This window comes from Pseudomonas sp. LPB0260, from assembly GCF_013388395.1.
This window is the reverse complement of record NZ_CP058247.1, coordinates 5,989,260-6,015,472: the sequence shown is the minus strand read 5'-3', so window position 1 is coordinate 6,015,472 and position 26,213 is coordinate 5,989,260. Positions and strand designations below refer to the sequence as shown.

General features: G+C 66.8%; 24 protein-coding genes and 2 tRNA genes. 7 read left to right on the top strand and 19 right to left on the bottom strand.

The genetic code is table 11. From position 1 onward, the window contains the following. Positions 1-669, bottom strand: coding sequence for an ABC transporter ATP-binding protein (locus LPB260_RS27070; protein ID WP_208708967.1), 669 nt, complete (start codon positions 667-669; stop codon positions 1-3). A 156-nt stretch (positions 670-825) separates the two neighbouring features. Between LPB260_RS27070 and LPB260_RS27065 the strand changes: the two genes are divergently transcribed. Continuing rightward, positions 826-1,248 (top strand): organic hydroperoxide resistance protein, encoded by a 423-nt coding sequence (locus LPB260_RS27065; RefSeq protein WP_208708966.1) that lies wholly within the window; start codon positions 826-828, stop codon positions 1,246-1,248. Between the two features lie 118 nt (positions 1,249-1,366). Here the strand turns inward: LPB260_RS27065 and ahpF are convergent, their stop codons facing one another. From ahpF to LPB260_RS27050, 3 genes are all read right to left on the bottom strand, one after another. Then, positions 1,367-2,923, bottom strand: coding sequence for an alkyl hydroperoxide reductase subunit F (ahpF, locus tag LPB260_RS27060; protein ID WP_208708965.1), 1,557 nt, complete (start codon positions 2,921-2,923; stop codon positions 1,367-1,369). A 155-nt stretch (positions 2,924-3,078) separates the two neighbouring features. Further along, positions 3,079-3,642: an alkyl hydroperoxide reductase subunit C gene (gene ahpC / locus LPB260_RS27055; protein WP_208708964.1), complete on the bottom strand. Its 564-nt coding sequence runs from the start codon at positions 3,640-3,642 to the stop codon at positions 3,079-3,081. Positions 3,643-3,819: 177 nt separating this feature from the next. Further along, positions 3,820-4,785 (bottom strand): NAD(P)H-quinone oxidoreductase, encoded by a 966-nt coding sequence (locus LPB260_RS27050; protein WP_208708963.1) that lies wholly within the window; start codon positions 4,783-4,785, stop codon positions 3,820-3,822. A 128-nt stretch (positions 4,786-4,913) separates the two neighbouring features. On the opposite strand from LPB260_RS27050, the gene LPB260_RS27045 reads away from it, so the two are divergent. Beyond that, a complete protein-coding gene (locus tag LPB260_RS27045; protein ID WP_208708962.1) occupies positions 4,914-6,989 on the top strand; it encodes a carboxy terminal-processing peptidase in 2,076 nt (691 codons plus the stop codon). A gap of 97 nt (positions 6,990-7,086) precedes the next feature. Beyond that, the gene (locus LPB260_RS27040; RefSeq protein WP_208708961.1) at positions 7,087-8,847 is read left to right on the top strand and encodes a bifunctional diguanylate cyclase/phosphodiesterase; all 1,761 of its coding nucleotides are present in this window, start codon (positions 7,087-7,089) and stop codon (positions 8,845-8,847) included. On the opposite strand, the gene LPB260_RS27035 is transcribed toward LPB260_RS27040, so the two are convergent. From LPB260_RS27035 to LPB260_RS27005, 7 genes are all read right to left on the bottom strand, one after another. Continuing rightward, complete coding sequence (locus LPB260_RS27035; protein ID WP_208708960.1) at positions 8,844-9,311, bottom strand: sel1 repeat family protein; 468 nt, start codon at positions 9,309-9,311, stop codon at positions 8,844-8,846. The two genes, LPB260_RS27040 and LPB260_RS27035, sit on opposite strands and share 4 nt — an antisense overlap. After that, entirely contained in the window at positions 9,311-9,676 is a 366-nt protein-coding gene (locus LPB260_RS27030) for a hypothetical protein (protein WP_208708959.1), read from the bottom strand. The genes LPB260_RS27035 and LPB260_RS27030 overlap by 1 nt, the downstream gene beginning before the upstream one ends. Then, complete coding sequence (locus LPB260_RS27025) at positions 9,673-9,996, bottom strand: helix-turn-helix transcriptional regulator (protein ID WP_208708958.1); 324 nt, start codon at positions 9,994-9,996, stop codon at positions 9,673-9,675. Before LPB260_RS27025 ends, LPB260_RS27030 begins: the two co-directional genes overlap by 4 nt. Before the next feature lie 221 nt (positions 9,997-10,217). Then, entirely contained in the window at positions 10,218-10,667 is a 450-nt protein-coding gene (locus LPB260_RS27020; protein WP_208708957.1) for a YkvA family protein, read from the bottom strand. Positions 10,668-11,034: 367 nt separating this feature from the next. Further along, positions 11,035-11,739 carry an FKBP-type peptidyl-prolyl cis-trans isomerase gene (locus LPB260_RS27015; protein WP_208708956.1) on the bottom strand — a complete coding sequence of 235 codons (705 nt, stop codon included), beginning with the start codon at positions 11,737-11,739 and terminating at the stop codon, positions 11,035-11,037. A gap of 197 nt (positions 11,740-11,936) precedes the next feature. Continuing rightward, positions 11,937-12,013, bottom strand: a tRNA-Asp gene (locus LPB260_RS27010). A 21-nt stretch (positions 12,014-12,034) separates the two neighbouring features. Then, a tRNA-Val gene (locus LPB260_RS27005) sits at positions 12,035-12,110 on the bottom strand. A gap of 161 nt (positions 12,111-12,271) precedes the next feature. Here LPB260_RS27005 and rdgC point away from each other — a divergent pair. Together rdgC and sugE are read left to right on the top strand one after the other, a co-directional pair. Continuing rightward, on the top strand, positions 12,272-13,192 hold the full coding sequence (gene rdgC / locus LPB260_RS27000) for a recombination-associated protein RdgC (RefSeq protein WP_208708955.1): 921 nt from the start codon (positions 12,272-12,274) through the stop codon (positions 13,190-13,192). A gap of 153 nt (positions 13,193-13,345) precedes the next feature. Continuing rightward, positions 13,346-13,660, top strand: a complete 315-nt coding sequence (gene sugE, locus LPB260_RS26995; RefSeq protein WP_208708954.1) for a quaternary ammonium compound efflux SMR transporter SugE — start codon at positions 13,346-13,348, stop codon at positions 13,658-13,660. Positions 13,661-13,697: 37 nt separating this feature from the next. On the opposite strand, the gene LPB260_RS26990 is transcribed toward sugE, so the two are convergent. The 4 genes from LPB260_RS26990 to LPB260_RS26975 form a co-directional block, all read right to left on the bottom strand. Beyond that, the gene (locus LPB260_RS26990; protein ID WP_208708953.1) at positions 13,698-15,575 is read right to left on the bottom strand and encodes an MFS transporter; all 1,878 of its coding nucleotides are present in this window, start codon (positions 15,573-15,575) and stop codon (positions 13,698-13,700) included. 118 nt (positions 15,576-15,693) lie between these two features. Further along, on the bottom strand, positions 15,694-16,023 hold the full coding sequence (locus LPB260_RS26985) for an AzlD domain-containing protein (protein WP_208708952.1): 330 nt from the start codon (positions 16,021-16,023) through the stop codon (positions 15,694-15,696). Next, positions 16,023-16,736, bottom strand: a complete 714-nt coding sequence (locus LPB260_RS26980; protein WP_208708951.1) for an AzlC family ABC transporter permease — start codon at positions 16,734-16,736, stop codon at positions 16,023-16,025. The genes LPB260_RS26985 and LPB260_RS26980 overlap by 1 nt, the downstream gene beginning before the upstream one ends. Positions 16,737-16,819: 83 nt before the next feature. Further along, positions 16,820-17,389: a GNAT family N-acetyltransferase gene (locus LPB260_RS26975; RefSeq protein ID WP_208708950.1), complete on the bottom strand. Its 570-nt coding sequence runs from the start codon at positions 17,387-17,389 to the stop codon at positions 16,820-16,822. A gap of 246 nt (positions 17,390-17,635) precedes the next feature. Between LPB260_RS26975 and LPB260_RS26970 the strand changes: the two genes are divergently transcribed. Together LPB260_RS26970 and LPB260_RS26965 are read left to right on the top strand one after the other, a co-directional pair. Beyond that, the gene (locus LPB260_RS26970; protein WP_208708949.1) at positions 17,636-21,118 is read left to right on the top strand and encodes a PAS domain-containing hybrid sensor histidine kinase/response regulator; all 3,483 of its coding nucleotides are present in this window, start codon (positions 17,636-17,638) and stop codon (positions 21,116-21,118) included. Positions 21,119-21,202: 84 nt separating this feature from the next. Continuing rightward, positions 21,203-22,459, top strand: a complete 1,257-nt coding sequence (locus LPB260_RS26965) for an MgtC/SapB family protein (protein ID WP_208708948.1) — start codon at positions 21,203-21,205, stop codon at positions 22,457-22,459. A gap of 5 nt (positions 22,460-22,464) precedes the next feature. On the opposite strand, the gene rmuC is transcribed toward LPB260_RS26965, so the two are convergent. From rmuC to LPB260_RS26945, 4 genes are all read right to left on the bottom strand, one after another. Beyond that, a complete protein-coding gene (gene rmuC, locus LPB260_RS26960; protein WP_208710194.1) occupies positions 22,465-23,829 on the bottom strand; it encodes a DNA recombination protein RmuC in 1,365 nt (454 codons plus the stop codon). Positions 23,830-24,020: 191 nt separating this feature from the next. Continuing rightward, positions 24,021-24,428, bottom strand: coding sequence for a tetratricopeptide repeat protein (locus LPB260_RS26955; RefSeq protein ID WP_208708947.1), 408 nt, complete (start codon positions 24,426-24,428; stop codon positions 24,021-24,023). Positions 24,429-24,968: 540 nt separating this feature from the next. Next, positions 24,969-25,721: an RES family NAD+ phosphorylase gene (locus LPB260_RS26950; RefSeq protein WP_208708946.1), complete on the bottom strand. Its 753-nt coding sequence runs from the start codon at positions 25,719-25,721 to the stop codon at positions 24,969-24,971. A gap of 76 nt (positions 25,722-25,797) precedes the next feature. Further along, entirely contained in the window at positions 25,798-26,166 is a 369-nt protein-coding gene (locus LPB260_RS26945) for an antitoxin Xre/MbcA/ParS toxin-binding domain-containing protein (RefSeq protein ID WP_208708945.1), read from the bottom strand. Positions 26,167-26,213 lie beyond the last annotated feature (47 nt).

The following is a 26,213-nucleotide window of genomic DNA, read 5'->3' as shown; positions in this document are numbered from 1 at the left end:
TCAATCCGCCCCCGGCTCCAGCAGGCGCCCGCCCTGCAGGGTCAGGCGGCGCTGCAGGCGGGCCGCCACCCGCGCGCTATGGGTCACCATCAGCAGGCTGGTACGGCTGCCGGCCAGCAGCTCGAGCAACAGCGCCAGCACCTCGTCGGCACTGTGCTCGTCCAGGCTGCCGGTGGGTTCGTCGGCCAGCAGCAGCGGCGGCCGGGACGCCAGCGCCCGGCCCAGGGCCACGCGCTGCTGCTGACCGACCGACAGCTGCTCGGGGTAACGGCGCAGCAAGGCGCCCAGGCCCAGGCGCTCGCTCAGCTCGCCTTGCCACCGCGGGTCGTGACGGCCCACCAGGCGCGCCTGGAAGGCCAGGTTGTCGGCGACGCTCAGGCTGCTGATCAGGTTGAACTGCTGGAACACCAGGCCGATGCCATTGCGCCGCCAGGCGGCCAGCGCGGATTCATCGAGCCGCTCCAGCGCCCGCTCGCCGACCCGGATGCTGCCGGCATCGGCGCGGTCGAGCCCGGCCACCAGGTGCAGCAGGGTGCTCTTGCCGCTGCCGGACTCGCCCATCAGCGCCAGGCTGGCGCCGGCGGCCAGGTGCAGGTCGACGCCGCGCAGCACCGGCAGCGGCCCCTGGGGCGTCGGGTAACTCTTGTACAGGCCCTGAATGCTGAGCATCGGCAAGCCACCTTGGCGCGTGTGGCCCAGGGAAAATCCCGGGCACTGGCCAGGGAGAGTCTAGCGCCGCCCGGCACTCGACCGGGCGCATCGGGCAGAAGCTGATTTACTGAAACTATGCAGCGTCCGTTCCCGCAACCGCACAGGAGATACGCGATGAATGTTCTGTACTCGACCCAGGCCACCGCCACCGGCGGCCGCACCGGCAAGGCCAGCACCGCGGACGGCGCCCTGGCCGTGACCCTGACCACGCCCAAGGAATTGGGCGGCCCGGGTGGCGAGGGCAATAATCCGGAACAGCTGTTCGCCGCCGGCTATGCGGCCTGCTTCCTCGGCGCGATCAAGTTCGTCGCCGGCAAGCAGAAGGTGACGATCGACGACGACAGCACGGTCACCGCCACCGTCGGCATCGGCGCCCGCGACGACGGCGAGGGCTTCGGCCTGGACGTGGCTCTGGAGGTGCGCCTGCCGGGCATCGATCACGCCCAGGCCGAGGCGATAGTGGGCCAGGCCCATGTGGTCTGCCCCTACTCCCATGCCACCCGCAACGGCCTGGTGGTGCGTACCCTGGTGCTGTAGCTGACGTCCGGCAGCTGCGCCGGACTGGCAAAAAAAACGGCTAACCCGAGGGTTAGCCGTCTTTTCTCTGACGACCGCGCAAGCGGCCAATCAAGCCGAGCCGATCTGGCCGAGCCGATCAAGCCGAACGGATCAGGTGATCGAAGGCGGAGAGCGACGCCTTGGCCCCCTCGCCCACGGCGATGACGATCTGCTTGTAGGGCACGGTGGTCACGTCGCCGGCGGCGAAGATGCCCGGTACCGAGGTCTCGCCGCGCGAATCGACGATGATCTCGCCCCGTGGCGACAGCTCGATCGCACCTTTCAGCCAGTCGCTGTTGGGCAGCAGGCCGATCTGCACGAAGATCCCTTCCAGCTCGATTTCATGCAACTCGTCGCTGTTGCGGTCCCGGTAGACCAGGGCGTTGACCTTCTGCCCATCGCCCTTCACCTCGGTGGTCAGGGCGCTCTTGATCACCCGTACGTTGCCCAGGCTGTTGAGCTTGTTCTGCAGCACCGCATCGGCGCGCAGCTGGCTGTCGAACTCGATCAGGGTCACCTGAGCGACGATGCCGGCCAGGTCGATGGCCGCCTCGACGCCGGAGTTGCCGCCGCCGATCACCGCCACCCGCTTGCCCTTGAACAGCGGCCCGTCGCAGTGCGGGCAGTAGGCCACGCCGCGGCCACGGTACTGCTGCTCGCCGGGCACGTTCATCTCGCGCCAGCGGGCGCCGGTGGCGAGGATCAGGGTCTTGGCCTTGAGGCTGGCACCGCTGTCGAACTTCACTTCGTGCAGGCCGCCGGCGCTGCTGGCCGGAATCAGCGCACTGGCGCGCTGCAGGTTCATGATGTCCACCTCGTACTGCTTGACGTGCTCCTCCAGGGCGCGGGCCAGTTTCGGCCCCTCGGTCTCCTGCACCGAGATGAAGTTCTCGATGGCCATGGTGTCGAGCACCTGACCGCCGAAACGCTCGGCGGCCACGCCGGTGCGGATGCCCTTGCGCGCGGCGTAGATGGCCGCCGCGGCGCCGGCCGGGCCACCACCGACCACCAGCACGTCGAACGCGGCCTTGGCGTTGAGCTTCTCGGCATCGCGGGCGCTGGCGCCGGTGTCGAGCTTGGCGAGGATCTCCTCGACGTCCATGCGGCCGGAGGCGAAGGGCTCACCGTTGAGGTAGATGCTCGGCACCGACATGATCTGCCGCTGCTCGACCTCGGCCTGGAACAGCGCGCCGTCGATCGCCACGTGGCGAATATTCGGGTTGAGCACCGCCATCAGGTTGAGCGCCTGGACCACGTCCGGGCAGTTCTGGCAGGACAGCGAGAAGTAGGTCTCGAAGCTGAACTGGCCCTCCAGGCCCTTGACCTGCTCGATCAGCTCGGCCGCCAGTTTGGACGGATGGCCACCAACCTGCAGCAGGGCCAGCACCAGCGAGGTGAACTCGTGGCCCATGGGGATGCCGGCGAAGCGCAGGCCGATATCGGCGCCCGGGCGATTGAGCGAGAAGGACGGCGTGCGCGCATCAACGCCGTCGGTCTTCAGGGCGATCTTGTCGCTCAGGCCGACGATGTCCTGCAGCAGTGCGAGCAGCTCGCGGGATTTGTCGCTGTCATCGAGGGACGCGACGATCTCGAACGGCTGGCTGACCTTTTCCAGGTAGCCCTTCAACTGGGATTTCAGGTTGGCGTCCAACATGGCGGCGTGTCCTCTATGACGAAATTCGGGCAATAAAATGCCCGGGCGGATCGCGCCCGGGCATTCGGGCGCTGGCCGGGCTGGGTGGCAGCCCTGGCAGCGCAGAAAGGTTTCCCGCCCCTAAGCAGCTGCTCGGGAGCGGGAAGGCGGCAGATTTAGATCTTGCCGACCAGGTCCAGCGACGGGGCCAGGGTGGCTTCGCCTTCTTTCCACTTGGCCGGGCAAACCTGGCCCGGGTTGGCCGCGGTGTACTGGGCAGCCTTGAGCTTGCGCAGGGTTTCGGAGACGTCGCGGGCGATCTCGTTGGAGTGGATTTCCACGGTTTTGATCACGCCTTCCGGGTTGATCACGAAGGTGCCACGCAGGGCCAGGCCTTCTTCGGCGATGTGCACGCCGAAGGCGTTGGTCAGGGCGTGGGTCGGGTCGCCGATCAGCGGGAACTGAGCCTTGCCGACCGCCGGGGAAGTCTCGTGCCAGACCTTGTGCGAGAAGTGGGTGTCGGTGGTGACGATGTACACCTCGGTGTTGGCATCGCGGAAGGCCGCATAGTTGTTGGCGGCGTCTTCGATCTCGGTCGGGCAGTTGAAGGTGAAGGCGGCCGGCATGAAGATCAGCACGGACCACTTGCCCTTCAGGGACTGTTCGGTGACTTCGATGAACTGGCCGTTGTGGAAAGCGTTGGCCTTGAACGGTTGGACCTGGGTGTTGATGAGGTTCATCTCTGATTCCTTCTGAGGGTTGGAAAGTTGACCCGGAGAATCTTAGAGCGAGACGATCTAAAAACCTTATTGATTGAGCCCATTGGATTGATTGAGCAACTCAATCCACGCCCATGGATTTCATCAAGAAATCTATCCAGGGCATTGCCGCAGGCGCCGGCAATGCCCCTCCCCGGCTCAGGCCAGGCTTTCGTCGATCAGCAGTACCAATTTGCCGTTGACCCGGTTGCCGGCCAGTTCGGCGAAGGCCAGCTCCGCCTCCTCGATCGGGTAGCAGCGCTCCAACTGCGGCTTTAGCCGGCCCTCGGTGAACAGCGGCCAGAGGTGCTGCTGCAGGTCGCGCAGCAGGTCCGCCTTGAACTGGTCGTCGCGCGTGCGCAGGGTCGAGCCGATCAGCTGAATGCGCTTGCCCAGCAGCAACGCCAGGTCCAGCTCCGCCTTGCGCCCGCCCATCAGGCCGATATTCACCCAGCGACCATCGCGCGCCAGCAGCTCCAGGTTGAGCGCCGCGTAGCTGCCGCCCACCGGGTCGAGGATCACATCGAAGGGCCCGAAGTCGCGCAGCGCCTGCAGGCCGTCATCGCCACGCAACACGCCGCCCTGGCCCCCCAGGGCCTGGCAATAGGCCAGCCGCTCGGGCGAGCCGACGCTGACCCAGCAGGGATTGCCGAAGGCCTTGCACAGCTGGATCGCCGCCGAGCCGACGCCGCTGGCGCCGGCATGCAGCAGGACCTTTTCGCCCGGCTTCAGCGCGGCCAGCTGGAACAGGTTGAGCCAGGCAGTGGCATAGACCTCCGGCACGGCTGCCGCCTCGGCCAGCGACAGGCCGTCGGGCAGCGGCAGCGCGTGGCGCGCATCGACCACCACCTCCTCGGCCATGCCGCCACCGGCGAGCAGGGCGCAGACCCGGTCACCCACCTGCCAGTCGCAACCGGCGCCGACTTCGCTGACGATGCCGGCGCATTCCAGGCCGAGCGCCTCGCTGGCCCCGGGCGGCGGCGGGTAGAGTCCCGCGCGCTGCAGCAGGTCGGCCCGGTTGAGGCCGGCCGCCGCCACGCGAATGCGAATTTCCCCTACATCACAGGCCGGGGTGGGCTGTTGCGCCCATTCCGTCCGGCCTTCAACGCCTTGCAATGCCTTCACGCTGCCTCCATAGTGGATTTGAACCGGGCCCGGCGCTCAGCGCTGGGCCTCTGCTTTGCGCCCATGGAACTCGGCGCCCCTCTAGACGGCCTAATATGCGTTATCAATTACCCTCGCGTCGAATCAGCATGAAGCGCTCACTGCTCTGCGCCACCCTCGCCTTTGCCCTCGGTCTGAGCGCGCTGCCCCTGGCCGCGAAGACCACCCAGGCCGATTCCTGGGAATACCTGCAGCCGGACCGCGAGCAGGTCATCGCCAGCCTCAACGTCGTCGAGCTATTGAAACGCCATCACTACAACAAGCCGCCGCTGGACGACGCGCGTTCGGCGAAGATCTACCAGGGCTACCTGAAGATGCTCGACCCGGCGCGTAGCTATTTCACCGCCGGGGATATCGCCGAGTTCGACCAGTGGCGCGAGCAGTTCGATGACCTGCTGAAAAGCGGCAACCTGGAACCGGGCTTCACCATCTACAAGCGCCAGCTCGAGCGCCTGCAGGGGCGCCTGCAGTTCGCCCTCGGCCTGCTCGAACAGGGCATCGACAAGCTCGACTTCAGCCGCGACGAGAGCCTGCTGATCGACCGCGAGAACGCCCCCTGGGCCAAGGATGTCGCGGAACTCGACGACCTCTGGCGCAAGCGGGTGAAGGACGAGGTGCTGCGCCTGAAGATCGCCGGCAAGGAGCCCAAGGCCATCCAGGAGCTGCTGACCAAGCGCTACAAGAACCAGCTGGCGCGCCTGCGCCAGACCCGTGGCGAGGACGTGTTCCAGGCCTACATCAATGCCTTCGCCACCACCTACGACCCGCACACCACCTACCTGTCGCCGGACAATGCGGAAAACTTCGACATCAACATGAGCCTGTCCCTGGAAGGCATAGGCGCGGTGCTGCAGACCGACAACGAGCACGTCAAGGTGGTGCGCCTGGTGCCGGCCGGTCCGGCGGAGAAGAGCAAGCAGATCGCCCCGGCGGACAAGATCATCGGCGTGGCCCAGGGCGACGGCGAGATGGTCGACGTGATCGGCTGGCGCCTGGACGAGGTGGTCAAGCTGATCCGCGGGCCGAAGGGCTCGCTGGTGCGCCTGGAAGTGATCCCGGCCAACAATGCGCCCAACGACCAGAGCAGCAAGGTGGTCAGCATCACCCGCGAGGCGGTCAAGCTGGAGGAGCAGGCGGCGAAGAAGTCGGTGCTCGAACTCAAGCATGAAGGCCGCGACTACAAGCTGGGGGTCATCGAGATTCCCGCCTTCTACCTGGACTTCAAGGCCTACCGTGCCGGCGATCCGAATTACAAGAGCACCACCCGCGACGTCAAACGCCTGCTCAGCGAACTGGAGAAGGAGAAGGTCGACGGCGTGGTCATCGACCTGCGCAACAACGGCGGCGGCTCGCTGCAGGAAGCCACCGAGCTGACCGGGCTGTTCATCGACCAGGGGCCGACCGTGCTGGTGCGCAACAGCGACGGCCGCGTGGACGTGCTGGCCGACGAGAACCGCGGCACCTACTACTCCGGCCCCCTGGCCGTGCTGGTCAACCGCCTGTCGGCCTCGGCCTCGGAGATCTTCGCCGGCGCCATGCAGGACTACCACCGCGCGCTGATCCTCGGCGGCCAGACCTTCGGCAAGGGCACGGTGCAGACCATCCAGCCGCTCAATCATGGCGAGCTGAAACTGACCCTGGCCAAGTTCTACCGCGTCTCCGGGCAGAGCACCCAGCACCAGGGGGTGATCCCCGACATCCAGTATCCGGACGTCATGGACACCAAGGAGATCGGCGAGAGCGCGCTGCCCGAGGCCCTGCCCTGGGACAGCATCCGCCCGGCGATCAAACCCGAGCGGGACCCGATCATGCCGTTCCTCGCCGAGCTGCAGAGCCGCTATGACAGCCGTACCGCGAAGAACCCGGACTTCACCTTCACCCGCGAACGCCTGGCCTTGGCGAAGAAGCTGATGGGCGAGACCAGCGTCAGCCTCAACGAAAGCAAGCGCCGCGCCCAGCAGGCCGAGATCGAGGCCCAGCAGCTGGTCATCGAGAACAACCGGCGCAAGGCCAAGGGCCTGGCGCCGCTGACCGAGCTGAAGGAAGAAGATCCCGAGGTAGCGAGCGAGGAGCAAGACCAGGGCCAGGATGACGCCTTCCTCGCCGAAAGTGGGCACATCCTCCTGGACTACCTCGGGCTCAATGCCGCCGTGGCGAAGCACTAGAACCGCGCAGTCATCAAACGGTCACGAAACCGTCGTGAAATGCAGGGGGCTGATCGCAGGATCAGCCCCTTTGTTTTTCTGGAGATAGAGGCCCTAGATGACCGTCACCGAGCAGTTGAGCGCACTGGACCATATCCTCGCTCACGGCGACCTGAGCAGCCTGTTCCAGCCCATAGTTTCCCTTTCCGAGCGGCGCATCTACGGCTACGAAGGCCTGACGCGCGGCCCCTCCAACAGCGCCCTGCACTCGCCGATCAACCTGTTCGCCGTGGCCCGCCATGCCGGGCGCCTGAGTGAGCTGGAGCGGGCCTGTCGCAAGAGCGCCTGCCAACGCTTCAGCGCGCTGCAGCTCGACGGCAAGCTGTTTCTCAACGTCTCGCCGGACTCCCTGCTGGAGTCCGACCACCAGTCCGGGCGCACCCTGCAGTTGCTGCAGAGCCTGGGCATCCCGCCGAGCCGGGTGGTGATCGAGCTGACCGAGCAGTCGCCTACCGAGGACTTCGCCCTGCTCGACAAGGCCCTGCATCACTACCGTGCCATGGGCTTCTCCATCGCCCTGGACGACCTCGGGGCCGGCTATTCCAGCCTGCGCCTGTGGTCGGAGCTGCGACCGGACTACGTGAAGATCGACCGCCACTTCATCGAGGGCATTCACCAGGATGCGGTCAAGCGCGAGTTCGTCGGCTCGATCCTGAAGATGGCCAAGGCCTCGCGCGCCGAGGTGATCGCCGAGGGCATCGAGCAGGCGCAAGAGCTGGCCGTGCTCTCGGAAATGGGCGTCAATCTGGTCCAGGGCTACCTGATCAGCCGCCCCCTTGAGCAGCCGCCACGTGAAGTGCGCACCCTGCTGCCGACGCTGGCCAGCCCACCGGCCGGCTTGGGCGAAAGCGAAGGCGACCTAACCAGCCTGCTCAACCGGCAAGCCGCCGTGTCCTGGTCGACCTCCACCGCCGCGGTGCTCGAAGCCTTCCGCGCCCAGGCCAACCTCAACTCCCTGGCGGTGCTGGACGAGCGCCAGCAGCCCGTGGGCATCATCCACCGCCACTCACTGGCCGACGCCCTGCTCAAGCCCTTCGCCACCGAGCTGTATTCGCGCAAACCGATCAGCCGGCTGATGAGCGACGACTTTCTCGCCGTCGAACGGGATCAGTCGCTGCAGAAGGTCAGCCGCCTGCTCACCAGCCGCGCCCGGCAGCGCATCGAGGAGGACTTCATCATCACCCTCGAGGGCCGCTACTGCGGCATGGGACGGGTCATCGACGTGCTCAAGCTGATCACCGAGATGAAGATCCAGCGCGCCCGGCATGCCAACCCGCTGACCATGCTGCCGGGCAACGTGCCGATCCAGCAGTGCCTGACCCGCCTGCTGCAGCAGGCCCGGGAAGCGGTGGTGTGCTACGTCGACATCGACAGCTTCAAGCCGTTCAATGACCTCTATGGCTACGCCAAGGGTGACGAGGTGCTGCTGAGCCTGGCGCAGAGCCTGAGCGAGCGGGTCGACCGGGCGCGCGACTTCGTCGGCCACATCGGCGGCGACGACTTCCTCCTGGTGCTCGGCTCGGAAGACTGGCGTGCCCGCCTCAATCGCCTGCTGGAGGACTTTCAGAGTCGCTGCCGGCGCTTCTACAGCGAGGAGCACCTGCACGCGGGCTACTTCAGCGCCTTCAACCGCCAGGGCCAGCGCCAGGACTTCCCGCTGCTGTCACTGTCCCTGGGCGTGGTACACCTGCGCCCCGCCCAGTGCGCACAGCTGGACGCCGAGCAGCTCGCCGCCCTGGCTTCGGAGGCCAAGCGCCAGGCCAAGGCGGTGCCCGGCTACAGCCTGCACATCATCGATACGGAAAAACTCTCGGCCTAGAGTCCGAGCGCTTCGGCCCGGGCGGCCAGGCGCGCCGCCGCCGCGCGATCGGCCGGCAGGCCCGGGGCGCCATCACGGTACAGCGCGGCCAGACGCCGAGCGGCCAAGGGGTGACCGGCCTCGCTGGCCAGCGACCACCAGCGCAAGGCTTGCCGGCCATCGGGCGCCTGCCGGGCATCGCCGGCCAGACTCAGCACGCCCAGTTGGTAAGCGGCCTTGCCGTCGCCACCTGCGGCGGCCAGGCGCAGCAGCCGCACGCCCTCGTCCCGCGCCCCCAGCCCCTGGCCGCGAAACAGCAGGATATGGCCATAGAAGCTTTGCGCCGCGACATCACCCAGGTTGGCCATGCGCGCGAACCGGCCCTCGAGCCAGCGCCAGCCACGCGGCTGCCTGACCCACCAGGACCAGTGGAACAGGCGTCTGGCCAGGGCATAACCCAGCCGAGCGCGCAGCCGGTGGAGCACTAGACCTCGTCCGGGTAGCTGAACTCGAACACCCGCGCCACTTCACCGGCATGCCAGGACGCCGCGGCGATGCCGTCGGAGGCGCCACTGAAGCGCCCCAGGCGCGTCACGCAGTCGAAGAAACCGGTACGCGGCAGGCGACTGGCGCCCTGACTGATCACCAGGGCACTGCGCAGCGGCCGTTCGGCGCGCGCATCCAGTGCCGCCAGGTGCTCCAGCGCGGCGGTCAGGGTCTGCATCGCCGGGCTCGGCAAGGCCAGACGCTCGATCAGCGCGCGATAGGTCAGCAGATGGCGCTGGCGCCGCGCCTCTTCCAGTTCGGTGAGCAGGGCCTGCCAATGTTGACGACTGATACTGACTGTCAAGAGTCCGCCTCCCAGCCCGCAACGCCGAGCGTCCAGGCCAGCGCACGCTGGATGGCCGCATCCGGCTGGCGCTCACCGCTTTCGATCATTCCCAGATAATGCGGGCTGATGCCCACGGCGCGCGCCAACTCCTCGGGCGCCAGGCCCTTGGCTTCGCGCAGGCGCGCCAGCTGACTCAATGCCGGCGCCGACGCTGGCGCGGCTGGCGGCTCGGCGCCCTGTTCGGCACGGCCGGCCGCCTGCAACAGCGCCTGATATTCCGCCCACGGCAATACCGCATACTGCGGTTCGCCGTCACTCTTGATCACTTGCACATTCATTATCAACTCTCCATGGAAAGCGCTATTGAGCGTTTCAGTCCATTCCTTGCTGGGCCCTATGTTACCAGCCCGGCGCCGACAGGAGCGCGAACTATCCGGCGCGAAGGCTCGTGGAGCAGGCCGGAGGGCGGTCGTCGGTCACGCTGCCGGCGCCCCACGGACCTCGACGACAGAGCGCAGCACCGGTCTGCCCAGCGCTGCAGGCGCGCTGAGCGCGATCCTCAGGGTTTCGACTCATCTGTCAGGGCAGCGTCGTCCGCCGGCAGCCGCTCGATGATCTCGAGCACCTCCGGAGCCTGGGCCTCCCGCCAGGCGCGGAAGGCGTCGAGTTCGCCACTCCAGGTCCGTAGCACCCAGGCCAGCACTGCCAGGTCATCGATAAAGCCCACGCCGATCAGCCAGTCCGGCAGCGCGTCCAGCGGCGTGACGAAATACAGCAGCGCGGCGACCACCGCCAGTAACGCCTCGCCACTGATCGCCCGGTATTCGCCGCGCCACCAGGCCAGGCAGAGGTTCTGCAGCAGGAGCAGATCCTCCTTCAGCTCGGCAAAGCGCCGACCGGGCCGAGCACTCTTGCGCGCGACTGCCAACAGAAGGCCCGGCAGCCGGGCCCGGCTCAGGATTTGCCGCGCCAGCGGCAGAAATCGGGCGAATCCCCAGGGTGTTTTCATGGTCGCTCCTCGCCAGCCAGCATGCTTGCTGGGCTCCTTGAGGTTATCCACGCAAGCTGTGGATAACCCTGTGAACATAATCTGGATGAGCCGGCCAAAGGCCCGTCTTATCAGGCCTTGAGACAGATCGGCGATTTTTTATACAGCCAATAAAACCAATACAAATCAATAACTTAAAAAGCCAGCAGGTTTCTCGACCAAGGTTCTTGCTGGCCGTCGCCGCACGTGATAGCGAATGTGCATAACCGTAACACCGGAACATCGAACCGGGCCCTTTTCGGACCGACTGGTCGTCAATTTTCGCCCTTTTATTGGCGCCAGAAACGACAACGCCCCGTCGAGACGGGGCGTTGTAACAACCGAAAACTTACTGCTCGGTTGCGGCGTCCTTGATGGACAGCAGTTCCAGCTCGAACACCAGCACGGAGTTGGCCGGAATCGCCGGAGTCGGGCTCTGCTCGCCATACGCCAGCTCGCTGGGGATATACAGCTTGTATTTCTCACCGACGTGCATCAGCTGCAGGCCTTCGACCCAGCCCGGAATCACGCCACTGACCGGCAGATCGATCGGGCTGCCACGCTCGATCGAGCTGTCGAACACGCTGCCGTCGGTCAGCTTGCCTTCATAGTGCACGGTCACCACGTCGCTGGCCTTGGGCTGGGCACCGTCGGCCTTCTTCAGCACTTCGTACTGCAGGCCCGATTCGGTGGTCACCACGCCGTCGCGCTTGGCGTTGTCTTCGAGGAACTTCTTGCCGGCCTTGGCCGACTCCTCGTTCATCTCCGCCATGCGCTCTTCGGCACGCTTCTGCAGGAAGGCGAAGGCCTCGATCAGCTCTTCGTCCTTCAGGCGCTGCTCTTTCTTGCCGATGGCATCTTCGATGCCCTGGGCCACGGCCTTGGAGTCCAGGTCGTCCATGCCTTCCTGGGCCAGGCTCTTGCCCATGTTCAGGCCGATGCCGTAGGAGGCCTTCTGCGCAGGCGTCTCCAGCTCGACACTGGTCTTCGAATCGCAACCTGCGAGTACCAGGCCAACCAGCGCAACCGCTGCTGCCAAACGATGCTGTTTCATGCTTATTCCTTGTCCGGTGCGCCCTAGGGCAATCGAGTGAAGGCGCGAGCTTAGCAGGCCGCCGCGATCACTGGCTACCAGGATACGAACCGGAAAATGCGCATAAGTTCAGGTGTTTTAACGGAAAATCGGAGAAGTACTGCGAATGTTGCGAAGGTGTGGTGCGGACATGGAGCGGAGATGAAGCGAGGAAAAAATGGCGCAGCGGACGGGACTCGAACCCGCGACCCCCGGCGTGACAGGCCGGTATTCTAACCGACTGAACTACCGCTGCGCGTAACCTCAAAAGCGAGTTTGGTGGGTGATGACGGGATCGAACCGCCGACCCTCTGCTTGTAAGGCAGATGCTCTCCCAGCTGAGCTAATCACCCTTCACTCTCGAAGTGGGGCGCATTCTAGAGAGCCATCGACACCTTGGCAAGCCCTGATTGAAAAAAATTTTATTGGCGTAGCAAAGGCTTAGCGCAGGGTTGGCCTTCGCCGTCGAGGGGAGAATAATGCGCGCTTTGCGTTAATGGAGAATCACCCGCTCATGTGGTTTCGTAACCTGCTGGTTTATCGCCTCACCCAAAATGTCCCGTTCGATGCCGAGGCACTCGAAGCCGCATTGGCCGCCAAGCCGGCGCGCCCCTGCGCCAGCCAGGAACTGACCACCTACGGATTCATCGCCCCCTTCGGCAAGGGCGCCGACGCGCCGCTGGTGCACGAGAGCCAGGGCTTCCTGATGATCGCCGCGCGCAAGGAGGAACGCATCCTGCCGGGCAGCGTGGTGCGCGACGCGCTGAAGGAGAAGGTCGACGAGATCGAAGCCGAGCAGATGCGCAAGGTCTACAAGAAGGAACGCGACCAGCTCAAGGACGAGATCGTGCAGACCTTCCTGCCGCGCGCCTTCATCCGCAAGTCGGCGACCTTCGCCGCCATCGCCCCGGCCCAGGGCCTGATCCTGGTCGATGCCTCGAGCCCCAAGCGCGCCGAGGACCTGCTGTCGACCCTGCGCGAGGCCATCGGCTCGCTGCCGGTGCGACCGCTGACGGTGAAGATCGCGCCGAGCGCGACCATGACCGACTGGGTCAAGGCGCAACAGGCCGCCGCCGACTTCCATGTGCTGGACGAGTGCGAGCTGCGCGACACCCATGAGGATGGCGGCGTGGTGCGCTGCAAGCGCCAGGACCTGACCAGCGACGAGATCCAGTTGCACCTGAGCGCCGGCAAACAGGTCACCCAACTGTCCCTGGGCTGGCAGGACAAGCTGTCCTTCGTCCTCGACGACAAGCTGGTGATCAAGCGCCTGCGCTTCGAGGACCTGCTGCAGGACCAGGCCGAGCAGGACGGCGGCGATGACGCCCTGGGCCAGCTGGATGCCAGCTTCACCCTGATGATGCTGACCTTCGTCGAATTCCTCCCGGCGCTGTTCGAGGCACTGGGCGGCGAAGAGATCCCCCAGGGCATCTGATCGCCTCCGCCCTCGGGGCATCCGCCGGTCCACGGCGGCTTGCCCCGGCGGCCCAGCCGTGGACAATAGCCAGCAGCCTGAGGACGACCTCAGCACTCCACGAGTGACCATCCGGGGACGGCCCCTAGCCTTTGCCAACCCTCGGAGGTGCCTATGTCCTGGATCATTCTGTTTTTCGCCGGCCTGTTCGAAGTCGGCTGGGCCGTCGGCCTGAAGTACAGCGATGGTTTCACCCGCCCCCTGCCCACCCTGCTCACCGTCGCGGCGATGATCGTCAGCCTGGCGCTGCTCGGCCTGGCCATGAAGGAGTTGCCCCTGGGCACCGCCTACGCCATCTGGACTGGTGTCGGCGCGCTCGGCACGGTGATCGCCGGGATCATCCTGTTCGGCGAATCCATGGCGCTGGTACGCCTGGCCAGCGTGGCGCTGATTCTCTGCGGCCTGGTCGGCCTCAAGCTCAGTCACTGACGCAGGAGAAGCCCGCCACCCGGCGGGCTTCTGCGGGTCAGCGCACCTCGCCGCGCAGCTCGGCCACCTGGGCCTGCAGCCGCTGGCGGTCCGCCGCCTGCGGCTCGAGCGGCGCACCGGCGACCAGGCCGATGCGCGACCATACCCGGCGAAATGGCGCCCGCTTCGGATCGCGACTGAAGAAGCTGCCCCACAGCCCCTGCAGCGCCATGGGAATCACCGGCACCGGGTTTTCCTTGAGGATGCGCTCGATGCCGCTCTTGAATTCGTTGATCTCGCCGTCGCCGGTCAGCTTGCCCTCCGGAAAGATGCACACCAGTTCGCCGTTGCGCAGGTACTCGGCGATCTTCTTGAACGCCGCGTCGTACACCAGCAGGTCCTCGCTGCGCCCGGCGATCGGCACGGTGCCGGCGGTGCGGAAGATGAAGTTCAGCACCGGCAGGTTGTAGATCTTGTAGTACATGACGAAACGCACCGGCCGGCGCACCGCGCCACCGATCAGCAGCGCGTCGACGAAGGACACATGGTTGCACACCAGCACAGCCGCGCCCTCGTCCGGGATGGCCTCCAGGCCCTTGTGCTCGACCCGGTACATCGAGTGGCCCAACAGCCAGATCAGGAAGCGCATGCTGAACTCGGGGACGATCTTGAAGATGTAGCTGTTGACCGCGACGTTCATCAGCGAGATGGCCAGGAACAGCTGCGGAATCGACAGCTCGGCGACGCTGAGAAAGAGGATCGAGACGAGCGCCGAGATCACCATGAACAGGGCATTGAGGATGTTGTTGGCGGCGATCACCCGCGCCCGCTCGTGCTCCACGGTGCGCGACTGGATCAGCGCGTACAGCGGCACGATGTAGAAGCCACCGAACAAGCCGATGCCGAGGATCGCCCCGAGCACCCACCAGGCCTGGGAGAACTGCAGCAGCGCCAGCCAGTCGTGGGGTTGCGCGCCCTGGACGAAGTCACCGGAATGCCACCACAGCAGGATGCCGAACAGGGTCAGGCCGATCGAGCCGAAGGGCACCAGGCCGATTTCCACCTTGCGCCCGCTCATCCGCTCGCAGAGCATCGAGCCCAGGCCTATCCCCAGGGAAAACACCGTGAGGATCAGCGTCACCACACTTTCGTCGCCATGCAGCCAGTCCTTGGCGTAGGCCGGGATCTGCGTCAGGTAGACCGCGCCGAGAAACCAGAACCAGGAATTGCCGAGCAGCGAGCGCGACACCGAGACCTTCTGCTCGACCAGCCCCAGGCGCATGATCCGCCAGGACTGGCGGAAGATGTTCCAGTCCAGCGCCAGTTCCGGCATGGCCGCGCGGGCCCGGGGAATGGCGCGGCTGGCCAGGTAACCGAGCACCGCCACCGTCACTACCGAGGCGGCGACGATCTGCGCGTAGCCGCTGTTGGCCATGATGATGCCGGCGCCTATGGTGCCGGCGAGGATGGCCAGGAAGGTGCCCATTTCCACCAGGGCGTTGCCGCCGACCAGCTCCTCCTCGCGCAGGTGCTGCGGCAGGATCGAGTACTTCACCGGGCCGAACAGCGCCGACTGGGTGCCCATGCAGAACAGCACGGCGAGCATCAGCGGCAGGCTGTCGAGCAGCACTCCGGCGGCGCCGGCGAGCATGATCAGGACCTCGGCGAACTTGATCGCGCGGATCAGCGCGTCCTTAGCGAACTTCTCGCCGAACTGCCCACCGAGCGCCGAGAACAGGAAGAACGGCAGGATGAACAGCAGCGCGCAGAGGTTGACCAGCAGGCTCTTGTCCGCGCCGGAGCTGAGCTTGTAGAGGATGGCGAGGATCAGCGACTGCTTGAAGATGTTGTCGTTGAAGGCGCCGAGCAGCTGGGTGATGAAGAACGGCAGGAAACGCTTTTTACCGAGCAGGGTGAATTGCGAATCTGGGGACATCTTCCTTGTACCTGTCTTCTATGACCTAAACGGGTCGTCCAGCATTGGACTGCAACAGCCCAGGGGAAAGCCACAGGATTCGGCGAGTTTTGCCACCTCCTCGGCTAAAAGACCGCACTCAGAGCGGCAACTGGCCGAATGCCCAGCGCAGCAGGAAGAACACCAGCAGCCCGCCGCCGATGGTCGCCAGCAGATGCCGGGTGGTGGCCGCGATGGCGATGGCTGCCAGGCCGCCCAGCAGGTAGGCGTTATCCAGGCGCAACGCCCAATGCTGGCCGTCGGGCAGCAGCATGCCGGGCACCACGATGGCGGTGAGCACCGCGGTCGGCACGTAGTGCAGGCCCTGGCGCACCAGCGGCGGAAAGCGCAGGTCGGGAAAGGCGAACAGGCTGTAGCGGATGGCGAAGGTGATCAGCGCCATGCCGAGGATCAACCACCAGATCTGCATCAGGCGCACTCCCCGCACGGCTCGGCGGGTATCCGCCGCTCCAGGACGACGCCCACGGCGATGCCGCTGAACGCGGCGGCCATCAGCCCGAGCTTGTAGGGCCAGGCGTGGCACAGCAGCGCCACCGCGCCGGCCACCAGCGCCGCCGCGACTTGCGGTCGATTGCGCAACGCCGGCACCACGATGCCGATGAAGGTCGCCAGCATGGCGAAGTCCAGCCCCCAGCCGGCCAGGTTCGGCACGCTCTGGCCGAACAGGATGCCGGCCAGCGAACTGCCGACCCAGGACAGGTACAGCGCCAGCGCCACCCCGGCGTGATACCACCGCCCGTGCCCGTCCATGCCACGGGCCAGGTAGCGGCGCTGCACCACGGCGAAGGTTTCGTCGGTCAGGCCGAAGGCCAGGGGCAAGCGCCAGCGCTGCGGCAATGGACCGACATAGGGCTGCAAGGCCGCGCTGTAGAGCACATGGCGCAGATTAACGACCAGGGTGGTGAGGAGAATCACCGCCGCCCCGGTGCCCAGGGTCAGCAGGCTGATGGCGATGAACTGCGCGGAACCGGCGTACACCAGCAGGGACATGCCCAGGGCCTGCCACAGGCTGAGCCCGGCGACACTGGCCAGGGCGCCGTAGATCAGCCCGAACGGCAGAATGCCGACGATCATCGGGATGCTGTCACGGGTACCGAATAGAAAGACTTGCGCGCGGGTCATGGGAACTCTCCTCCTGACCCGCCAGGATATCCTCGGCGGAGCGCGCGGTCTTGAAGGTTCTGCAGTGCCAGTTCATCCATGCTTCACGCGCCGAAACGCGCCTCCAGTTGTCGTTTTACCAGCGGCCACTGCTGGTCGGTGATGCTGTACAGCACGCTGTCGTCCAGGCGCCCATCGGCCAGGCGGCGGTGATTGCGCAGCACGCCCTCGCGCTGGGCGCCGAGCTTCTCGATGGCGCGCTGCGAACGCAGGTTGCTCGCCGCGGTTTTCAACTGCACGCGCACCATGCGCCAGCTCTCGAAGGCGTGGCGCAGCATCAGGTACTTGATCATGCTGTTCAGCCCGCTGCCGTGCTGACTGCGGTCGAGCCAGGTCCAGCCGATCTCGGCCGCAGGCAGCGCCGGCATGAAGTCGCCGAAACGGGTGGTGCCGACCAGCCGCTCGCCGAGGCGAACGACGAACGCCAGGGCCTTGCCCTCGCGCTGCTCCAGCAGGCCCTGGCGATACCAGTCGAGGCGCTGGGCACCGCTCATATAGAGCAGCTCCTGACGGTTGGCCTCGGCCAGGGCCACCAGCGCCGGGATATCGGCGTCGAGCATCGGCTCGATACGCAACGCGCCGCGCTGCAGGGTAATCAACTGCGGCTTGAACACGGCTCCCTCCTCGCACATGGACGCAGGCGGTTCACGCTAACAGGGCTGGCTGCCGCGCACAATTGCCGGCCCGCTGCCACGAAGCGCCGCCTGGCCGGCGGGCTGCGACCTTGGTCGCACCTGACGCCGGAGGGCTTTGCTGCGACACTGTGCAGACCCGTAGAAGTCGTCTGCTTCGGGGTTGCCGCTCGATCGGCCCGGAGGGCCAGGATCGATGAGTCACCACTGTTTGTCGCCGGAGTGTACATGTCGCTGTCCAGCGGGCTGATCGCCACGGTCGCCCTGATCTACATGGCCATCCTGTTCGCCATTGCCTTCTATGGCGATCGCCGCAGCACGCCCCTGCCGCCGCGGATGCGCGCCTGGGTCTACAGCCTGTCGCTGGCGGTGTACTGCACCAGCTGGACCTTCTTCGGCGCGGTCGGCCAGTCCGCCGAGCAGCTCTGGTCGTTCCTGCCGATCTACCTCGGGCCGATCCTGCTGCTGCTGGGCGCGCCCTGGGTGCTGCAGAAGATGGTGCTGATCAGCAAGCAGGAGAACATCACCTCGATCTCCGACTTCATCGCCGCCCGCTACGGCAAGTCGCAGGCGCTGGCCGTGGTGGTGGCGCTGATCTACCTGGTCGGGGTGCTGCCCTATATCGCCCTGCAGCTCAAGGGCATCGTCCTCGGGGTCAACCTGCTGATCGACACTGGCGCCGAGTCCGCCGAAACCCGTGCCCAGGACACCGCGCTGATCGTCTCCATGGTCCTGGCGCTGTTCGCCATCCTGTTCGGCACGCGCAACCTGGATGCCACCGAGCACCACCGCGGCATGGTCCTGGCGATTGCCTTCGAGTCGCTGGTCAAGCTGCTGGCCTTCCTCGCCGTCGGCGCCTTCGTCACCTACGGCCTGTACAACGGCTTCGACGACCTGCTCGGCCAGGCCGAGGTCACCCCCGAGCTGACGGCATTCTGGGCCGAGGCGGTGAACTGGCCCGCGATGCTGGTGCAGACCGCGGTGGCGATGATCGCCATCGTCTGCCTGCCGCGGCAGTTCCACGTCGCCGTGGTGGAGAACATCGACCCGAATGACCTGCGCCTGGCCCGCTGGGTGTTTCCCGCCTACCTGGTGCTGGCCGCCTTGTTCGTCGTACCTATCGCCCTGGCCGGCCAGATGCTGCTGCCGGCCGGGGTCAGCCCGGACTCCTTCGTCATCAGCCTGCCGCTGGCCGAGGCCCATCCGGCCCTGGCCCTGCTGGCCTTTATCGGTGGCGCCTCGGCGGCCACCGGCATGGTCATCGTCGCCTCGGTGGCGCTGTCGACCATGATCTCCAACGACATGCTGCTGCCCTGGCTGCTGCGCCGACAGAACACCGAACGGCCGTTCGAGGCCTTCCGCCACTGGATGCTCACGGCCCGGCGGGTGAGCATCGTGCTGATCCTGCTGCTGGCCTACGTGTGCTACCGCCTGCTCGGCGAAGGCGTCAGCCTGGCGACCATCGGCCAGGTGTCGTTCGCTGCCATCGGCCAGATCGGCCCGGCCATGTTCGGCGCCCTGGTGTGGAAGCAGGCCAATCGCCGCGGGGTGTTCGCCGGCCTGGGCGTCGGCTCCCTGCTGTGGTTCTACACCCTGATCATGCCGCTGGTGGCGCGCAGCCTGGGCTGGCCGCTGGAGAGCCTGCCCGGCCTGCACGCCCTGCTCTACGCGCCGCTGGGCTTCGAGGTCGACCCGCTGACCCGCGGCGTGGTGCTGTCGCTGGCCGGCAACTTCCTGCTGTTTGCCGGGGTCTCGTACTTCTCCCGCACCCGGGTGGCCGAGCACTGGCAGGCCGGCCGCTTCATCGGCCATGACTTCGGCGCCAAGCCGAGCAACCGCAGCCTGCTGGCGGTGCAGGTCGACGACCTGCTGCTGCTGGCCAGCCGCTTCGTCGGCGACGAGCGCGCACGGCAGAGTTTCCAGCGTATCGCCGCCCGCCAGGGCCAGGAGCTCGACCTCGACCAGCCGGCCAACGGCGACTGGATCGCCCACACCGAACGCCTGCTCGCCGGTGTGCTGGGCGCCTCCTCGACCCGCGCGGTGGTCAAGGCGGCCATCGAGGGCCGGGAGATGCAGGTCGAGGACGTGGTGCGCATCGTCGGCGAAGCCAGCCAGGTGCTGCAGTTCAACCGCGCACTGCTGCAGGGGGCGATCGAGAACATCACCCAGGGCATCAGCGTGGTCGACCAGTCCCTGCGCCTGGTGGCCTGGAACCACCGCTACCTGGAGCTGTTCGACTACCCGGACGGCATGATCTACGTCGGCCGGCCGATCGCCGAGATCATCCGCTTCAACGCCGAGCGCGGCATGCTCGGCAAAGGCGACATCGACATCGAGGAGAACGTCGCCAAGCGTCTGCACTGGATGCGCCAGGGCACCGCGCACAAATACGAGCGGCTGTTTCCCAACGGCCGGGTCATCGAACTGATCGGCAACCCCATGCCCGGCGGCGGTTTCGTCATGAGCTTCACCGACATCACCGAGTTCCGCGAGGCCGAGCGCGCGCTCAAGGCCGCCAACGAGGGCCTGGAGCAGCGCGTGGCAGAGCGCACCTTCGAGCTGTCGCAGCTGAACCAGGCGCTGAGCGAGGCCAAGGCCCGCGCCGAGGGCGCCAACCAGTCGAAGACCCGCTTCCTCGCCGCGGTCAGCCATGACCTGATGCAGCCGCTGAACGCGGCGCGGCTGTTCTCCGCCGCCCTCTCCCACCAGGACGATGCACTGCCGCGCGAGGCCCAGGAGCTGGTGCGCCACCTGGACAGCTCGCTGCGCTCGGCCGAGGACCTGATCACCGACCTGCTGGACATCTCGCGCCTGGAAAGCGGGCGCATCTCCCCCGATCGCAATGCCTTCGCCCTGAGCAGCCTGTTCGACACCCTGGGCGCCGAGTTCAAGGTGCTGGCCGCCGAACAGGGCATCGACTTCCGCCTGCGCGGCAGCCGCCTGCGCATCGACAGCGACATCAAGCTGCTGCGCCGGGTGCTGCAGAACTTCCTCACCAACGCCTTCCGTTATGCCAAGGGCCGGGTGCTGCTCGGCGTGCGCCGCCAGGGCGGGCAGCTGCGCCTGGAGGTCTGGGACCGCGGCCCGGGCATCCCCGAGGACAAGCGCAAGGTGATCTTCGAGGAGTTCAAGCGCCTGGACAGCCACCAGACCCGCGCGGAGAAAGGCCTGGGTCTCGGCCTGGCGATCGCCGACGGCCTCTGCCGGGTACTCGAGCATCCGCTGCAGGTACGCTCCTGGCCGGGCAAGGGCAGCGTGTTCAGCGTCAGCGTGCCGCTGGCGCGACTGCCGGCGGCCGCGCCGCAGCGCGCCCCGGCCGAGATCAATGGCCAGCCCCTGAGCGGCTCCCAGGTGATCTGCATCGACAACGAGGACAGCATCCTCGCCGGCATGCACAGCCTGCTGTCGCGCTGGGGCTGCCAGGTGTGGACGGCGCGCAACCGCCTGGAGTGCGAGCACCTGCTCAGCGAGGACGTGCGCCCGCAGTTGGCCCTGGTCGACTACCACCTCGACGAGGGCGAGACCGGCACCGAGCTGATGGCCTGGCTGCGCACCCGCCTGGGCGAGCCGGTACCCGGCGTGGTGATCAGCGCCGACGGGCGCGCCGAGCTGATCGCCGAGGTGCATGCCGCCGGCCTCGACTACCTGGCCAAGCCGGTCAAGCCGGCGGCCCTGCGCGCCTTGCTGAGCCGCCATCTGAGCCTGCGCTGAGCCGCGCGCCTTGACCTCGCGCAACATGCGCTCGCTGGCCACTGGCTAGACTGCTTGCATGATGCCCCCGCTCAAGGACGCGCCGTGCCCGATGCCCTCGACACCCTATTGAACCTAGCCAGCGCCCTGGCGGTCGGCCTGCTGATCGGTGCCGAGCGCGGCTGGCAGCAGCGCGATCTGGAGGACGGCCGCTTCTCCGCCGGCATCCGCACCTTCGCTCTGTGCGGCCTGCTCGGCGGCCTGGCCGAACTGCTCGGCGAACACCTCGGGGTCATCGCCTGGGCATCGATCTTCGCCGGCTTCTGCGCCCTGGTGATCGCCGCCTATTTCGGCGAACTGAGGCGCCACGGCGACATGGGCATGACCAGCGAGGTGGCACTGCTGACCACCTTCCTGCTCGGCAGCCTGGCGGTCGCCGGCCATCCGCAACTGGCCGCCGCCGGCGCCGTGGCAGTGGCCCTGTTGCTGAGCCTCAAACAGGTGCTGCACGGCTCGCTGCATCGGCTGAGCGAACTCGAACTGTCCGGCGCGCTGAAGCTGCTGTTCATCTCCCTGGTGCTGTTGCCGGCCCTGCCCAATCAAAGCTACGGGCCCTGGCAGGTCTTCAACCCCTACGTCACCTGGTGGATGGTGGTGCTGATCGCCGGGATGGGCTTTGTCGCCTACATGGCGATTCGCCTGGCCGGCACCCGCCAAGGCCTGCTGATCACCGCGCTGCTCGGCGGCGTGGTCTCCTCCACGGCGATGACCATCACCCTGGCCCGCCTCGACCGCGCCCGCGAACTACGCGCCATCATCGCCTGCGGCCTGCTGGCCACCTCGGCGCTGATGTTCCCGCGGGTGCTGCTGGAGGTCAGCCTGGTCAACGCCCAGCTGCTACCGCAACTGCTCTGGCCCCTGAGCGCCGCCATGCTGGTGTACGCCGGCGGCGCCCTGGCCTACGCCCTGCAGGGCAACCCGGCGCCAACGGAAAACGCCGAGCCGCCGCTGAAGAACCCCTTCGAGCTCGGCCCGGCGCTGCGCTTCGCCGCGCTGCTGGTGGCGATCCTGTTCGTCGTCGAGGGGGCGCGGCGCTGGTTCGGCGATGCCGGCGTGTACCTGGTGGCGCTGCTGTCCGGCCTGGCGGACGTCGACGCCATCACCCTGTCCCTGGCCCGCAGCGCCCGCAGCGAACTGGACGCCGAGGTGGCGGTGCGCGGCATCTTCCTCGCCACCCTGAGCAACAGCCTGGCCAAGGGCCTGCTCATCGCCCTGATCGGCGGGCGCGAACTGGCCCTGCGCACCCTGCCGGTGATGGCCGCCGGCCTGTGCGCCGGGCTGCTGATCCTGCTGCTGATCTAACGCCCTCAGTCGTCGCCGACCCCATCGAGCAGCGGCACACCGGCGGCCTGCTCGAGCAACTCGGCCGGCAGGCTCTTGCTGGCCCGCGCACCGAGCAGCTTGAGGTTCTCCACGCGGCTGATGATATTGCCGCGGCCATCGCACAGCTTGTTGCGTGCGGCCGCATAGGCCTTGTCCAGCTGCTGCAGGCGAGCGCCCATCTCGTCGAGGTCCTGGATGAAGGCGACGAACTTGTCGTACAGCGCGCCGGCGCGCTCGGCGATCTCGCGGGCGTTCTGGCTCTGCCGCTCCTGGCGCCAGAGGCTGTCGATCACCCGCAGGGTGGCCAGCAGGGTGGTCGGGCTGACGATCACGATGTTCTGCTCGAAGGCCTCCTGGAACAGCCCCGGGTCGGCCTGCAGGGCGGCGGCGAAGGCCGCCTCTATCGGCACGAAGAGCAGGACGAAGTCCAGGCTGTGCAGGCCTTCCAGGCGCTGGTAGTCCTTCAGCGACAGGCCCTTGAGATGAGCACGCAGCGACTGCACATGCTGCTTCAGGGCCTGCTGACGGGCCGCCTCGTCGTCGGCACCGACGAACTGCTGGTAGGCCGTCAGGCTGACCTTGGCGTCCACCACCACCTGCTTGTCGCCGGGCAGCTGGATCAGCACGTCCGGCTGGAAGCGCTCGCCCTCGGCGCTTTTCAGGCTGACCTGGGTCTGGTACTCGCGGCCCTTCTCCAGGCCCGCGTGCTCCAGCACCCGCTCCAGCACCAGCTCACCCCAGTTGCCCTGGGTCTTCTGCCCCTTCAGGGCGCGACTCAGCGTAATTGCCTCGTCGCCCAGGCGCTGATTGAGCTGCTGCAGGCGCTCCAGCTCCTTGCCCAGGGAGAAGCGCTCGCGCGCTTCCTGCTGATAGCTTTCCTCGACGCGTTTCTCGAAGGCCTGGATGCGCTCCTTGAGCGGATCGAGCAACTGACCGAGACGCTGCTGGCTGGTTTCGGCGAAGCGCTGCTCGCGCTCGTCGAAGATCTTCCCGGCCAGCTCGGCGAACTGCGCGCGCAGCTCGTCACGCGAGCCCTGCAGGTCCGCCAGACGCTGCTGATGGCTGTCCTGCTGCTCGTGCAACTCGGCGCTCAGGGCCGCCTTCTCGGCGCCCAGCCGGCGCAGCTCGGCTTCCTGCTGTTCGCGTTGCGCGTGCCAGGCCTGGGCCGCTTCCCGGGCGACCTGCCGCTCGTGCTGCAGCAACTCGGTCTCGCGGCGCAGGGCGGCCAGTTCGGCCTGCTGGTCGGCCTTGATCTCGACGATCTCCGAGACCTCCTGGCGACAGGCATCGAGCTGGGCGCCGAGGCCGGCCTGGGCCAGCTGGGCAGCGCTCAGGCGCTCCTGCAACAGGCTGCACTGCAGGCGCGCCTCGGCGGCGCGACGCTGCAGCGCCCAGGCCAACGCCAGCGCGGGCAGACCCGCGGCGACGACACCGAGCAGCACGGCCGGCAACATTGAAGAGAGATCGATGGGCATAAGCGGCTCCGCGCAAGATTGCCGGGGAGTATAACCAGCCGTGCGCGGGGGTGGTCAGGCGCGGCTCAGAGGCCGTTCAGCAGGCGCCTGGCCTCGTGGGAGCCCTGCCCGGCGGCGAGCTCCAGCCAGTGGCGAGCCTGCTGCGGCTCATGGCTGCGCGGCTGGCTGTAGAAGCGGCCAAGCTCCAGCTGGGCGCGGCGATCGCCGGCACGCGCGGCCTGACGCAGCAGTTCCAGGCCGATGCGCCGGTCGCGGGTATTGTCGCAGTCGCGGCAGAGCATCTGGCCCAGACGACTCTGTGCCTGCACCACCCCCTGACGCGCCGGCTGCTTGAGCAGATGGCCGGCTAGGCGCTTGACGCTGGGCGCGTGGCCCAGGCGCGGGCTGTCCAGCAGCCACAGGGCGACACGCAGCGGCAGGCGCGGACGATTGGACGAGGATTCGGCTGGCAGGCGAGGCAGAGCGCGAGACATAGGAGAACAGCGGCAGTGGCGGCAAGAAAGGCGCGCCACTCTACTCTTTTTTTCGCCGAGGTAAAGCCTTGCAACAGGGCCTTTTCGAGCGAGCCGAAAGGGCCCTCCGACAATCCACAGAAGCTGTGGATAACTCAGTGGACAACATGGGCGAAAGCGCCCCAATCACCCGTGGAATAAGGCCTCAGGTCAAACTGACGATTTTTTCACCAACCAGAAAAAATCATATTTTTCATTGACTTATAGAATTCACACGAAGAATCAAGGGTTTACGTCGAAGATTAATTCCGCCTTGACAAGACGCCTTGCAAATGTGCACAAGTCTTTCGCCAAGCCCGGCCAACGCCCCGTTTCAGAGCGCTCGCAGGGCGTTACCGGGTCACCCGGGGAAGGCTTCCGGAGGCCCCGTTCGCAGCACTGCGCACAAAGCCCTGGCGCCCCGCAGCCTGCGGCAAACGCAGGCCCTGGCGCGGACCTGCGGTAGATGGCCGCAGCCGCGACTCAACCCTGCTTCACCCTGGTGCGCGGCGACTCAATCGCTCAGGCCGGCAAGGGCAAGCGCCCTTCGATCAGGTAGTCCTCCAGCTGGAACATCCGTGGCGTGTCGGGCGCCTGGGCGTGCTTGAACGCCACATAGCTGCGGGTGGTTTCGCACAACCAGGGCAGCAGGTTGCGCGGTCGCTTTTCCGCCAGGGCCGCCGGCGCATAGAGCGCGACGTTGCTGCCACCCAGCGGGCAGCGGGCGGAGCGATACTCGAAGGCCTCCACCCCGGCCGCGCGCATGCTCGCGCCCAGGGCTTGAGTGGCGCGATAGTCGCTCGGGTGGCTCAGCTCGCGCTGGAAGCGGTTGAACGGCGGCCGCTGCAGGCGGATGCCGCGCGCGACCTGATAACGCGCCTCGAACGAGGCGTGCTCGGACAGCACACGCCCGCTTGGCGGTGCGCTGGCCATGCCGTCCAGCAGCACGAAGCGGTAGTAGGCGGCCTCCGCCATGGCGGTCTCCAGGCCCAGCGCTGCGTAGAACAGGCTCGGCTCCTGGCGCGTGCCGAAGCGCGAGCCCCAGCGCAAAGGCGGGTAGCGAAACGGGGTTTTCAGCAGGTAATGCAGCGCCTCGGCACCACGCGGCAGCGGCGGCTTGCTGCTTTCCAGCAACTCCTCGAGCAGCGCCTGCTCGCTCAGGTTATCCACCAGTTGCAGCGTGGCGACCTGTTCCTGACTCTCGACCAGGCGCACCAGACGCCCGCGCAGGGGCGCGATCTGTTCGACCCCGCGACATTCTTGCCAGATGTCCATGGCGACTCTTCCTTATTGTTCTCGGCCCGCTCCCGGCCGGGTGACACAGCCCTGCATGCGGCGCTCGGCGCGGCGCTCAGACCTTGCCGCGGATCGCGTCCAGATACTCCACCACATGCACCAGGCCCTGCACCTGGCCCATCAGCTCCAGCGGCACGCCGGCCAGATGACGATTGTCGGTGCGCAGGAAGTGCCGCATGTCCTGCAGGTTGCCGCCGAACAGGGCAAACAGCGCGCGATAGACCCGGATCAGCAGCAGCGCCAGCTCACCGGTCTTGCTCTGCGGACGCAGGCCACCGTCGGCCCAGCGACTGATCGCCGTGCGGTGCACACCGACGATGTCGGCCAGTTCCTGCTGCGTCAGCCCCAGCTGCTCGCGGGTATTGAGCAGGGCCTTGGCCAGCACCGCATCGGCATCTGCATGGGGTCGGACAAGTGCGCTCATGACCCTCGACCTCTGTGATCTATTTAGATCAATCTTAATACCTAATG